16 protein-coding genes are annotated in these 11,657 nt (G+C 33.6%); 14 read left to right on the forward strand and 2 right to left on the reverse strand.

What is annotated here, in order from left to right:
* Nucleotides 1–51 precede the first annotated feature (51 nt).
* Nucleotides 52–1,755, reverse strand: a complete 1,704-nt coding sequence (locus tag HW347_RS04435) for a GMC oxidoreductase (protein ID WP_214610703.1) — start codon at nt 1,753–1,755, stop codon at nt 52–54.
* Nucleotides 1,756–1,913: 158 nt separating this feature from the next.
* Here HW347_RS04435 and HW347_RS04440 point away from each other — a divergent pair, with 158 nt between their 5' ends.
* Nucleotides 1,914–2,969 (forward strand): sugar phosphate isomerase/epimerase family protein, encoded by a 1,056-nt coding sequence (locus HW347_RS04440; protein WP_214610704.1) that lies wholly within the window; start codon nt 1,914–1,916, stop codon nt 2,967–2,969.
* A 90-nt stretch (nt 2,970–3,059) separates the two neighbouring features.
* Nucleotides 3,060–3,815: a 3-keto-disaccharide hydrolase gene (locus HW347_RS04445; RefSeq protein ID WP_214610705.1), complete on the forward strand. Its 756-nt coding sequence runs from the start codon at nt 3,060–3,062 to the stop codon at nt 3,813–3,815.
* Nucleotides 3,816–3,825: 10 nt separating this feature from the next.
* On the opposite strand, the gene HW347_RS04450 is transcribed toward HW347_RS04445, so the two are convergent.
* On the reverse strand, nt 3,826–5,133 hold the full coding sequence (locus tag HW347_RS04450; RefSeq protein ID WP_214610706.1) for a TolC family protein: 1,308 nt from the start codon (nt 5,131–5,133) through the stop codon (nt 3,826–3,828).
* A 410-nt stretch (nt 5,134–5,543) separates the two neighbouring features.
* Here HW347_RS04450 and HW347_RS04455 point away from each other — a divergent pair, with 410 nt between their 5' ends.
* The 12 genes from HW347_RS04455 (at nt 5,544) to HW347_RS04495 (ending at nt 11,632) form a co-directional block, all read left to right on the forward strand.
* Nucleotides 5,544–7,361 (forward strand): helix-turn-helix domain-containing protein, encoded by a 1,818-nt coding sequence (locus tag HW347_RS04455; RefSeq protein ID WP_214610707.1) that lies wholly within the window; start codon nt 5,544–5,546, stop codon nt 7,359–7,361.
* Between the two features lie 472 nt (nt 7,362–7,833).
* Complete coding sequence (locus HW347_RS04460) at nt 7,834–7,995, forward strand: hypothetical protein (RefSeq protein WP_214610708.1); 162 nt, start codon at nt 7,834–7,836, stop codon at nt 7,993–7,995.
* Between the two features lie 47 nt (nt 7,996–8,042).
* A complete protein-coding gene (locus HW347_RS04465; protein WP_214610709.1) occupies nt 8,043–8,192 on the forward strand; it encodes a hypothetical protein in 150 nt (49 codons plus the stop codon).
* Nucleotides 8,193–8,246: 54 nt separating this feature from the next.
* Nucleotides 8,247–8,579 (forward strand): hypothetical protein, encoded by a 333-nt coding sequence (locus HW347_RS04470; protein WP_051915361.1) that lies wholly within the window; start codon nt 8,247–8,249, stop codon nt 8,577–8,579.
* Nucleotides 8,580–8,917: 338 nt separating this feature from the next.
* Nucleotides 8,918–9,061, forward strand: coding sequence for a hypothetical protein (locus tag HW347_RS04475; protein WP_214610710.1), 144 nt, complete (start codon nt 8,918–8,920; stop codon nt 9,059–9,061).
* Between the two features lie 63 nt (nt 9,062–9,124).
* The gene (locus HW347_RS04480) at nt 9,125–9,277 is read left to right on the forward strand and encodes a hypothetical protein (protein ID WP_214610711.1); all 153 of its coding nucleotides are present in this window, start codon (nt 9,125–9,127) and stop codon (nt 9,275–9,277) included.
* A gap of 37 nt (nt 9,278–9,314) precedes the next feature.
* The gene (locus HW347_RS04485) at nt 9,315–9,470 is read left to right on the forward strand and encodes a hypothetical protein (protein WP_214610712.1); all 156 of its coding nucleotides are present in this window, start codon (nt 9,315–9,317) and stop codon (nt 9,468–9,470) included.
* Nucleotides 9,471–9,839: 369 nt separating this feature from the next.
* Nucleotides 9,840–9,974, forward strand: coding sequence for a hypothetical protein (locus HW347_RS20740; protein ID WP_262897678.1), 135 nt, complete (start codon nt 9,840–9,842; stop codon nt 9,972–9,974).
* Nucleotides 9,975–10,030: 56 nt separating this feature from the next.
* Nucleotides 10,031–10,177 (forward strand): hypothetical protein, encoded by a 147-nt coding sequence (locus HW347_RS04490; RefSeq protein ID WP_214610713.1) that lies wholly within the window; start codon nt 10,031–10,033, stop codon nt 10,175–10,177.
* Between the two features lie 222 nt (nt 10,178–10,399).
* Nucleotides 10,400–10,528, forward strand: a complete 129-nt coding sequence (locus HW347_RS20745; RefSeq protein WP_262897679.1) for a hypothetical protein — start codon at nt 10,400–10,402, stop codon at nt 10,526–10,528.
* Between the two features lie 163 nt (nt 10,529–10,691).
* On the forward strand, nt 10,692–10,823 hold the full coding sequence (locus tag HW347_RS20750) for a hypothetical protein (RefSeq protein ID WP_262897680.1): 132 nt from the start codon (nt 10,692–10,694) through the stop codon (nt 10,821–10,823).
* Between the two features lie 668 nt (nt 10,824–11,491).
* Complete coding sequence (locus HW347_RS04495; protein ID WP_214610714.1) at nt 11,492–11,632, forward strand: hypothetical protein; 141 nt, start codon at nt 11,492–11,494, stop codon at nt 11,630–11,632.
* The last annotated feature ends 25 nt before the right edge of the window (nt 11,633–11,657 follow it).

The raw sequence follows: 11,657 nt of genomic DNA on the forward strand, positions 1-11,657 counted from the left end.
TTTTAGTGATATTTTAGAATATCAGGTTGATTTATCGGTCGTTATACATCATTATGAAAATTTTCCGGCTTTAAATTGCTCTGCGGCATGGTTTGCTGCTCTGGCTGTAAATGCCATATATGTTAAAGAGGGGTTTACGCAATTTGATGAGGTCATAAAAGCACCATCCGTAACATATACATTAGGTACGGTATGTACTTGGTTGTTTTTATTTAATATTGAAGTCTTTGGGTTATGACCCATACGCGCACCACCCATTTCATGAATACCCAGGCCAGGACCAGTTTCTTCATCATAAGATTGAACATCTTTAAAACCTGCAGCTTCAAACATGGATACAATCTCTTTTTTAATGTCCTCACGCATATTATATTCGTTTTCTTTAAACTCTACATCAAAAGCTAATTGAGGTAATCCCCATTTATCTTTTTCAGTAGGACTTAAGGTAACACGGTTATCATCGTAAGGAAGAAATTCGCCAAAACCAGTTACGCCAATCTGCCATTTACCGGGTTTTAATATTTCTTCTTTCAAATCTTTGCCATAGCCCATTTCTGCTACAGATTGTGACCAATCTTGGCGACTAGCAGTTCCTTGAAAGCCAAAACCTCTTAAGTAATCTGTGCGTTTGGTTTTTTCATCAAGATTCACAAACCTAGGTATGTAAAAGCCATTAGCTCTACGGCCTTTGAAATACTTGTCTAGGTAGCCATCAACTTTTGCTGTAGCTCCCAATTTATAATGGTGATCCATAATTCCTCTACCCAATGCATCGGAATCATTGCCTAATCCGTTTGGAAAACGTTCGCTCTTAGATTGCAATAATATACCAACAGATGCCATTGCCGAAGCACAGAGAAAAATCACCTTAGCTTTAAATTCTATTTTCTCATTCGTTTCTGCATCAATTACCTTAACACCAGTAGCTTTCTTGGTCTTGTCATCATACATTATTTCATAGACGATAGAATTTGCACGAAGTGTCATGTTGCCGGTGCGCTCTGCTGCTGGTAAGGTAGACGAGTTACTACTGAAATAACCTCCAAAAGGGCAGCCTCTACTGCATCTATTTCTGTATTGACAAACGCCACGACCTTCAAAAGTAGCATTTGGGTCTGTGATATGAGCGGTGCGGCCAATGGTAATCAAACGGCCGTCATTAAATTTTTCTGCAACAGATTTCTTAAAGTCTTCCTCAACACAGTTAAGGTCCATTTTAGGTTGAAATTTACCATCAGGTAGATGCTCTAGTCCAAGATTTTCACCACTAACTCCAATGTATTCTTCTACTTTATCGTACCAAGGTGAAATATCTTTATAGCGAACAGGCCAATCTATGCTGATGCCTTCTTTCTTGTTGGCTCCAAAATCAACATCGCTCCAGCGGTAACTTTGACGCCCCCAGGTTAATGAACGGCCACCTACTTGATAACCACGGATCCAATCAAAACGTTTTGTCTCTACATACGGGTGATCCAAATCGTTTACAAAAAAATGCTTGTTATCTTCCTGTGGAGCCCAATTCACGCGGCTTTGCACATGTTGCTTTTTCTTATCCTCTTTGGAAAGTTCACCCTTTAAAGGATAGTCCCAAGGGTCATCGTTCATGGTAGAATAGTCTTCAATATGCTTGATCATTCTACCACGTTCCAGTACTAACGTTTTTAATCCCTTCTCACATAATTCTTTAGCCGCCCAGCCACCACTAATTCCAGTTCCGATAACGATAGCGTCGAATGTTTCTTCTTTATTCACGGTAGTATTTTTTGTTTTAAACCTGTTGTAATGCCTATATTTATATTTTCCCTAAAGAAAAGGGTATCTAAAACACTTAAGAGAAATAAATATAGGGTTTTTCTATAAAAGGTTATCAAAAAGAATCTCCCCTTTTACTAAACACAAAAAATGGAAGTATGAAGACAATTAAAGGTCCCGGCGTATTTTTAGCGCAATTTGTAGACGGTAAAGCACCGTTCAATACATTGGATGGCATGTGTAAATGGGCTGCAGATTTAGGGTATAAAGGTATTCAAATCCCTACATGGGAAAGTTTTCTAATAGATTTGGATAAAGCAGCCGAGAGTCAAGATTACTGTGATGAACTTAAGGGAAAAATAAACTCCTACGGTCTTGAAATCACCGAACTTTCAACGCACCTTCAAGGACAGCTGGTTGCCGTTAACCCGGCTTACGACCTTATGTTTGACAGTTTTGCTCCCGATGCAGTAAAGAACAACCCAAAAGCACGTACTGAGTGGGCCGTAGAAACTGTAAAAAAAGCTGCTACTGCAAGTAGAAGGTTAGGACTTAACGCTCATGCTACTTTCTCTGGTGCATTGCTTTGGCATACATGGCACCCATGGCCACAAAGACCTGCGGGTCTTGTTGAGATGGGTTTTGAGGAGTTGGCAAAAAGGTGGATGCCAATCTTGAATCATTTTGATGAGGAGGGTGTAGACGTTTGTTACGAAATTCACCCAGGAGAAGATTTACACGATGGAGATACCTTTGAGCGTTTTCTTGCCGCTACTGGAAATCACAAGCGTGTAAATATCCTTTATGATCCAAGTCACTTTGTCTTGCAACAGTTAGATTATATTGAGTACATAGATCACTATCATGAGTTCATAAAATCTTTTCATGTAAAGGATTCAGAATTCAACCCAACAGGTAAGAAAGGTGCTTTTGGTGGTTATAATGATTGGGGAGACAGAGCTGGTAGATATCGCTCTTTGGGTGATGGTCAAATCGATTTTAAAACCATATTTTCTAAACTTACACAGTACGGTTGTGACGTTTGGGCGGTTATGGAGTGGGAATGCTGTATTAAAAGTCCTGAGCAAGGTGCTCGTGAAGGAGCGATTTTTATTCAGGACCATATTATTGAAGCAACGGAGAAAACTTTTGATGATTTTGCTGGTTCAGCAGTCGATAAAGAAATGCTAAGAAAAATATTGGGCATTTCTTAAAGATTAATAATACTTTAAATTATACAGAACGATTCTCTTGTTGTACAGGCTAGAGAATCGTTTTTTTGAAATATCTAAATCCAGAGAACTATGAAGAATCTAGTACTTATCATTTTTATGGCAATGGTTGCCTTTAGTTGTAAAGACAAAGCGGAAAAAAACCAAAAGGAAATGGAATCTGAACGTGTAGCAGAAGCCGAGGCCGAAAAACCACCTGCAGAGTGGACAGTTCTTTTTGATGGTTCTTCTTTTGATGGTTGGAAAGAATATAATAAAGAAGGTGTTTCTGATAATTGGAAATTAGAAGACGGTGCTATGGTTTTTTATCCTCCAACAGAAAGAGAAGAAGGTGAGGCGTTTAATCTAGTAACCGAAAAAGAGTACACAGATTTTATTTTGTCTTTGGAATGGAAAATTTCAGAAGGAGGAAATAGTGGTGTGTTTTGGGGTGTAAATGAAACTCCTGAACTATCTGAGGCCTACCAAACAGGTCCTGAGGTACAGGTTTTAGATAATGAGAAACATCCAGATGCAAAAAACGGAACAACTCATCAAGCAGGCTCATTGTATGATATGATAGCACCTTCAGAAGATGTTACCAAACCTGTAGGCGAATGGAATACTATGGTAATTACCATAAACCATAAAGAGCAAAAAGGAAGTATCTCTTTAAACGGAACTGATGTTGTTGATTTCCCGGTTGGTAATGAAATGTGGAACGTTATGGTGTCTAAATCAAAATTTGCAGATTGGGACCATTTTGGAAAATTCACTACAGGAAAAATAGGCATGCAAGACCATGGTAATATGGTTTCTTTTAGAGATATAAAGATTAAGGAGCTTTAGGGGGTAGAGTTTAGTTTAAGCTAAAATCGTTTCCTGCATAAAATTGAAGCACTTTTACTTTAAAGATGTAATCGTATTTTGATTGTGCAACGCTAGATTGAGAACTGATAAAATTGTTTTTAGAAGTTTCAAAATCAAAATTGTTGACGGTACCCGTTTTGAATCGTTTTTCGGTGAAGTCTAGGGAAATTTCTCTAGACTTTAGTGTTTTTAGAGACGCTTCGTAGGCTTTTCTAGCATTGAGGACATCAAGATATGCCGTTTCAATATTCTGTCTAAGATTAAATTTTTCGTTTGCTAAGTCCAGCTCTGCATTTTCTATGTTTAGTTTTGCAATTTCTACATTGGTTTTATTACTGAATCCGGTGAAAATGGGAATACTTAATGACGCAGTTATCGCATGGCCTAGGTTATCATCTAACTGTTTGCTAAAGTTGTCATGTTGCGCTCCTTTTATGTAAGAATACGTAGCGCCATAACCGTAACCTAAAGTTAGACTTGGTAAGTAGTTAGCTAAAACAATCTTTAAATTCTTGGAAATACTTTCTATGCCTAGCTCAGCCGCTTCAATTTCAGGTCTACTTTTCTCAGCTTCTTGATAAACAGTAGCTGGTGTTCTTACCTCTAGTTTATTAAGTAATTTATCTGCTAAAACCTCTGCTACGTCAAAGGGTTCTTCAACAGGTAGCTGTAATTGTTGTCTTAACAATAATAATGATGATAGGAGTGTGTTTTCCTGTTGCACTAAGGTTTGTTCATCTCTAGCTACTGTAGCCTCTACATCGTACACGTTAGCTTCTGAGGTAACACCTGATTTTAACTGCTGCTTGCTTATGTCCAATTGTCTTTTTGATAGTTCTAATTGATTCTTTGCAACATTGAGTAACTCCTTGTTCAATAATACCTGTAAGTAGGTATTTGCAATATTAAGAGCGACGTCATTAGACAGGATTTCAATGCTTTTAGAGGCAATTTCACCATCTATAAGAGATTTTTTATAATTGTTCAAGTTTTTGAACCCGTTAAAAACCGTCCAATTTGCATCAAGGAAACTCAAGGTAGTAGAGAAATTATCTCCTCTGGTACTAACGTTTCCAAAATAGTTGTTCTGTTGGCTGGCACCGGAAGATAAGGTTGGCATTAAGGAACCTTTGTTTGCTTTAATAGATTGTATTTGGATATCAGCATTTACCCGCAACTGATTAATGGAAATATTATTTTCAAGAGCGTAAGAGATACACTCTTCTAAACTCCATTTTTTTTGGGCATTTGATTTAATAAAAAATATAAAAAAAAAGACAATTATAATTGACCTCATTATAACGTGGTGATTTAATGTAAAAAGCGAAGACCTAACAATTGGTCTTCGCTTTTTATTAATTTTATTATTTAGTCATTTTACATACAAGAGAGCTTTGAACATCTGTAGGAGGCTTATCATTACATAGAGCGATACCTCCATTAATTTGTTGTAAAGATTCTTGGTTCAGTTCAAGTAAAGTACTTTTAGAAAATTTCAAATTAGATGTACGTAATGTGTTTTTTTTGGTTTTCATAATGCTTGAGATATTATGTGGTTATTAAATTATTCGATTTGATGAAAGTATAGCTAGTACTGAGTATTTCAAAATTTGAATTACAGTTATTTATAAAAATAGGTTATGTTTAACTATCTTGAACAACCTAAATCAAAGGGTTAAGGTAATTTCAAGTTTTAAAAATTATATTTTGCGAGAATACACATTCAAAAGGGTTATAACTGCATTTGTTTTTTGTTTTTTGATGAATTTCTCTTTTGGGCAAAAAATTTCTCAAGAGCTAGAAAAAAGAATTGATTTTATATATGAGCTTTCAAATATTAATTTGAATCAGGCATTGTTGGAGTCATATAAACTTCAAGAAAAGATGGATAACTTTAACCCTTTTGATCAAGTTACAATATATCTTGTTGTAATTGATTTGCAAAAAGCTAACGATAAAACAGAGGCAGCCATTGTGAATTGTGAACGAGCCCTTAAAATTTCAGAAGAGAATCACTTTGATAACTATACTCTCAATATTTATTATTATTTAGCTAAAGCTTACGTAGAACAAAATCGAGTTGAGAATGCTCTGGATATATATAATAACTTGTCTATAAAGATGGATAAAGCAGACTTATTTTATATGTATAACTTAATGCAGATAGATTTTGCTCTTTTACATAAAGACTTTAACAATTACAATAAAGCAATTTCAATTTATAAAAACCTTAATAGTGGTAATAGTGCGATGTTCAAAGATGATACTGAACAGCATTATGATCTGCTTTTGAACTTGGCAGAGCTATATAATTCAATAGGTTACGTGGATTCATCGAATGTCTATTTAGATAAATTCAAAAACTTATATACTGAGAATCCTGATATAAAAAATTATAATTGGAATAAAGTTAAGGGTAATATAGCTTTTGATAATCAAGAATATAAAACAGCAATAGAATATTACAACCGTTATATAACATTGTTAAAAGAAATCATTGATTATAATGATTTAGAAGTTGTTTTAAAAAAGGGTCAATCTTTTTTTAATTTAAAGGAACTGGACAGTGCAATTTTCTATTCAGAAATAATAGATACGTCTAATTTTGAGGATAAATTATCAAAGAAAAATTTGGCTAACTTCTATAAACTGAAATCGGATATACTTAAATTAAAAAATAATTCTGACGAATCGGATTTATATTTTAACAGATATTTGAAAGCCAAAGAAGGTTTCAATGCCCTTAGGTTTAAAACTCAAGAAGGGTTGAATGATATAAAGACTAAAGAGATTTTAGCCGAAGGGGAAAGAAACGAAAATGTATATAAAGAATATATAGCTTATATATCTTCAATTTTAGGGTTTCTATTAGCTGCAGGTCTTATGTTGTATATATTTAATTATCAAAAAAACAAAAAGAAATTTGCTCAATTAATGTCTACGGTTAGGACGTACGAAGAAAAAAAGAGTATTGAACCGGAAAATAAGAAGGTTTCCATTGTTGAAGAATTGCCATTAAATATAAAAAAAGAGCATATAAAAAATGAAGAAGCTAAAAAACAGCTGGTTGAAGTTGTAGAAGAAAATGAAGCTGAACAGATAGAACTACAGTCTAATAAAGTGCGCAGTACAATTGATGAAGATAGCACTTCCCCTATAAAAGATGAAAAAATTCATGAGCTTTTAGATAAGTTAGATAAGCTCAAAGATAGTGGCTATTTCTTGCGTCAAGATAGTTCTCTTTATAATACGGCCAAAAAATTAAAGACCAATACTTCCTATCTTTCTAGTGTAATAAATAATACTATGGATACGAATTTTAATAGATTCGTTAATGATATTAGAATGGATTATATCATCTTAGAATTAAAGAACAATAAACGTATGCGCTCGTATTCCGTTAAAGGCATTGCAGAAGAGATAGGATATAAAAGTGCAGATTCCTTCAGTAAATATTTTAAAGAAAGTACGGGTTTAACTCCATCCGCATATGTTAGAAACCTTAATAAAGAGTTCAAAGTATAGCATAAATACTTAAAAAGGTACTTTTACTTCATTTCAGTTTTATTTACAAATAAAATCCTTTTAAATAATTGATTTTCAATTGTTTAAAAGGTTTTTATAATTTACTTCATTTATAAAAACAAGGTAGAACCGTTTGGTTTTCACCCTTTTTCCTTCTTTTCTTTGTGAAAGAATGCAGCTAACAAATTGCATTCAACTCAAGTTGCTATTTTTAGTTGTGCGCTCACACAAGAGCTTGCTTGAGAGAAAAGAAAGGGGGCAAAGGAGAAATACCTCCCCTTTCTTTTAATTGAAAGATATCATTAGTAGTAGTGATAAAAATATTGCCTACTGAAGCTTAATTATAAAGTATTCTAACAAAGGGCCATCAACAAAAGGAGTAGGTGTCTGCATGAAACTTTCAGAACCGACCAATAAACCGGCCTATTCCTTTTGTTTTTAATTAAAGTGTAATCAATTAAACCAATATATAATGAAAGACAAAAATGTAAAAAAGAACAACCTGATTTTTAAGAAAAAGGAGTTGACAGAACTTCAAAAACAAGAGAATCTCTTGTTAAACGGAGGGCAGGCCCGTCAAGATACCCAGTATCATGATTATGACAAGTTTTTGAAAATAAAATTACCTAAGTAAAAATAGAAATCACAAAAAGTTTTAATATAAATCCTAAATATAAAAACATGAAAAATCTATCAGAATTAACATTGCAAGAGTCAGTAGCACTTAACGGGGGAGTTTGGATTGGTCTTCACGGGCATGGTTGTGTTCCCATTCCTAAAGTGCCAAAAATTCCAGTAATACTTCAGGTTCAGGAACTTGGTGTAAGATAAGTGTATCTGAAAAGATGGTAATAAGTAATAACAGATAACCTTAAAGTCATAATTATGCAGCAATTAACCAAACAGATTTCTTTGATCGAGCGTATAGATCAATTGGTAAGATTACATGCTACCGGTACACCGGAAGAATTGGCTACTAGATTAAATATATCTAGAGCCAAGTTATATAGGGTCATAGACGTAATGAAAGCATTAGAAGCTCCTATAGTGTATGATATAAGTAGGCAAAGCTTTATGTATGAAGATGAAGTACGTTTTAAATGTGGTTTTTATGTAAAATCGCTGCGTGAAAATGAAGCCATTAGTATTAATGGTGGTACAATTGTTATGTCTTCTACCATTGCCTTTTTATTTTACCACCACAGAATTAGTTGTTGAGCGCATAGCAACTTTTTAAGTCCAAAAAGTCCAAGAGAAATCTTGGACTTTTTTTTATGTAAAATTTTAACGGTCTCAAAAAGTGAGACAACTCGCTCTTAAGTTTGAATTAAGAAAGGGGAAAAGCCTTTTAGAGTATTGATTGAAGAAGTTCTTACAGTTTTAAATAAAAGCAGAGCGTCTCAAAAAATGAGACAAACGGGTTCTAAGTTTGAATCAATAAAGGAGATATGGCTGATATAGACATCTTGATTAACTCTTTTTAAAAATAAATATAGAGTCTCAAAAAATGAGACAAGCTGAAATTAGGTTTACAACAGAATTAAAAATAAAAGATTATGAAAACATCAAACTTACTCAGGGTAATTGCTTTACAGAAAACAGAACTAATCATTATTGATGGAGGAAGCGTAGACCCCGATGCATTAAGGGAATATATAGAACATAGGTATCCAGAACAATCAGGCTTAGGTTTCAAATAGTATTGTAAAGAGAGGCATGTTTATATACCGCTGCTTCTAGATAAAAATTTAAAAAAATAAAAGATGAAAAATTCAAACAAAACAGAAAAGTTAAAAGTAAAAACGTTAGCTCTCGAAATGCTAAGGAAAACGGAAGGTGGTATTAACAGAATTGATATAGGTATTGGGCATACATTGGGTATGATTGGAACGGGAAAGGACCTAATTAAATTCTAGAAATAGAATAGATTATTTATTGAATAAATCAAAAGACATGAAGAATCAAGAAAAAAACAATATGACCAAGGCTAATGTAAAAGAATTGGCCCTGGAGAAGTTAAGAAGTACTGAAGGAGGAAGGAATATTATTGACCAAATAAAGGGAATTATTTTTTTGGGAGGATTTTTTGGAAATCCACCTTCACTCTAGTAGTCTTAAGATAATAACCGCATTTAAATAACCTTTAAAATAAAGTTGTATGAAGAATTTAAAAGAAATAAGCGATTTATCTCTAGATGAGATGAGAAGTATAGAAGGAGGTTCCATAAATTTTAATCCCATACACATCTATATACCGAGGGAGCCTGTAATTATAAAGTGGAACTCACTTAAGTTTAACAAAATGGTTTTGTGGTCATAACTAAATAATTAACATTATGAAATTAGAGAATTTAAAAACCGAAGAGCTTACTCAAATTACAGCTGGTTTAGCATGTCCTAAAAGATATTTAGACGAGGCTTATGTGAGAATTATATTGGGCTCTTTAGGCAAATAGGAACAAACTAAAACAATTTGAAATGAAGAAAACTAGTGAATTAAGTGAAGCAGAAGCAAAGATCTGTAACGGTGGTGGTTTTTGGGCAAAACTGTTTAATTATCTTCTAGAACAGAATGAAGATTATCAGGATTTTAAGGAGCATACTGGGCAGTGATTGTAATAAGATAATTAGAATAAATTAACTGAGAACCAATTTTTAAAAGAGAAATAATGAAATCACAAAATTTGGAAGTACAAGAATTAGGTTTGAACGAAACCAAAAAAATCGGAGGTGGTAATTATCTTAAAGATATACAAGATGGTATACGGGCTATTAGAAGAATAGCAGAATTTTTTAGTGGTCGTCCCCAAACTTAATAAATGCTAAAAACAAGGGAATCAAGCGATGTTTCGAAGCTGGAGATATCAATTTTATAGCCTTCCTAGTATAAGCGAAGAAAGGTTGTTAGCCTAAGGTTCAGTGATATATACTATTTGCACTGCATTGGCAAAGGAAAGTTATGAAGCATTTAATGATTTTCTGGACAAATAGAAAATTGTGATTTTGATTATCTGAGGTATTAATTAAAAACTAAGAATATGATAGACTTAAAAGAATTAAACAATGAAGAAGCAGTAAAAATTGAAGGAGGGGGTTTTATCGAAGCTGTTGAAAATGCCTGGAGCCGCTTTAAAGATTATGTCAATAACATGGGGGGCAGGAGTTAAATATTAAAGATGATATGGAACATTTGGTAGAATTAAGTAAAGAAGATGTTAGCCAAAATTAAGGCGGTAGTAATCTAAGTGTCATAAAAAAAATGGCAATGCTGCTTATATTTTAATAAAAGAATTCCTTAATGCACGTCCTAAAGTTTAAAAAACAAAATTTATGAAAGATTTAAAAGAAGTTGAAGTGGAAATTATCTCAATAGATGATACTATAAGTATAGAGGGTGGTCAGATGATTCCGCGTCTTGGTCCTATTTTTCCATTACGGGTATTAATCTGGATTTTATCCTAAAAATCAAAATTCTGAAATTACAGAATCTAGAAGTACAAGAATTGAGTGTAAATGAAACAAGAGAAATTGATGGTGGGTTTATAATTCCTATAGGTTGGATAGTTTCGGTTAACATAGCAGCAAGTGAGTTAGTAGAAAGTGTTAAAACTGTGTATCGAGCTTTAACGAAATAAACTAAAAAGCATTAGAAATCGATAGAGAAGATTCTAAGGAGATTGAGGTAGGGGGAATTTTGCCGATAGTTCTATCAGTTCATCTATTTGTTGTCCTAAAGGCAGTTTGGGACTGGGCAACAAGATAATTTTTAATAAAAAAATGAAATCTACGACTTTAAAAATACACATTGCTGAAACAAAATAGAAGCAGGGATAGCAATCCAATAAGCACAAATAAGGGCAATCTAACGAAGAAAGTGATAGAGCTAAAAAGGAGCATATTTGCTGCCTAAACCAAGTACAGATAATCGACAAATATAAATTAAAAATTATGAAATTAATCAATTTAACAGTTAGCGAATTAACAATCGAGGAGGAAATGGAAATAGATGGGGGGAAATATAACCATGTTATGGGCATAATTTTCTTTCCTGTTTATCAAATCGGTTATCTTTTGGGTAGTTGTTAGTCAAAAAGTTATAGTAATTATAAATAAACTTTAAAACAAATATTATGGAAACCTATAACGAAAACAAACTAAGAACAATAGATCAGCAAGATGCACGAAATATCAACGGTGGCGATTTCGGAATCAGCATTTTAATTGCTTTGTGCGGATTTGCACTTATGGCAGGGTATAGCGACGCCAGATAAAAGGCTATTGTCAAATTTAAAGAGA

It is taken from the genome of Zobellia barbeyronii, from assembly GCF_018603515.1.
Classification (GTDB): Bacteria; Bacteroidota; Bacteroidia; order Flavobacteriales; family Flavobacteriaceae; genus Zobellia; species Zobellia barbeyronii.

Excerpts from the sequence above, each read along its gene's own strand:
- HW347_RS20750 (WP_262897680.1), top strand. The coding sequence starts at position 10,692 with ATGAAAGATTTAAAAGAAGTTGAAGTGGAAATTATCTCAATAGATGAT.
- HW347_RS04460 (WP_214610708.1), top strand. The coding sequence starts at position 7,834 with ATGAAAGACAAAAATGTAAAAAAGAACAACCTGATTTTTAAGAAAAAG.
- HW347_RS04480 (WP_214610711.1), top strand. The coding sequence starts at position 9,125 with ATGAAAAATTCAAACAAAACAGAAAAGTTAAAAGTAAAAACGTTAGCT.
- HW347_RS04445 (WP_214610705.1), top strand. The coding sequence starts at position 3,060 with ATGAAGAATCTAGTACTTATCATTTTTATGGCAATGGTTGCCTTTAGT.
- HW347_RS04470 (WP_051915361.1), top strand. The coding sequence starts at position 8,247 with ATGCAGCAATTAACCAAACAGATTTCTTTGATCGAGCGTATAGATCAA.
- HW347_RS04475 (WP_214610710.1), top strand. The coding sequence starts at position 8,918 with ATGAAAACATCAAACTTACTCAGGGTAATTGCTTTACAGAAAACAGAA.
- HW347_RS04440 (WP_214610704.1), top strand. The coding sequence starts at position 1,914 with ATGAAGACAATTAAAGGTCCCGGCGTATTTTTAGCGCAATTTGTAGAC.
- HW347_RS04485 (WP_214610712.1), top strand. The coding sequence starts at position 9,315 with ATGAAGAATCAAGAAAAAAACAATATGACCAAGGCTAATGTAAAAGAA.
- HW347_RS04465 (WP_214610709.1), top strand. The coding sequence starts at position 8,043 with ATGAAAAATCTATCAGAATTAACATTGCAAGAGTCAGTAGCACTTAAC.
- HW347_RS04450 (WP_214610706.1), bottom strand. The coding sequence starts at position 5,133 with ATGAGGTCAATTATAATTGTCTTTTTTTTTATATTTTTTATTAAATCA.
- HW347_RS04490 (WP_214610713.1), top strand. The coding sequence starts at position 10,031 with ATGAAATCACAAAATTTGGAAGTACAAGAATTAGGTTTGAACGAAACC.
- HW347_RS04495 (WP_214610714.1), top strand. The coding sequence starts at position 11,492 with ATGGAAACCTATAACGAAAACAAACTAAGAACAATAGATCAGCAAGAT.
- HW347_RS20745 (WP_262897679.1), top strand. The coding sequence starts at position 10,400 with ATGATAGACTTAAAAGAATTAAACAATGAAGAAGCAGTAAAAATTGAA.
- HW347_RS20740 (WP_262897678.1), top strand. The coding sequence starts at position 9,840 with ATGAAGAAAACTAGTGAATTAAGTGAAGCAGAAGCAAAGATCTGTAAC.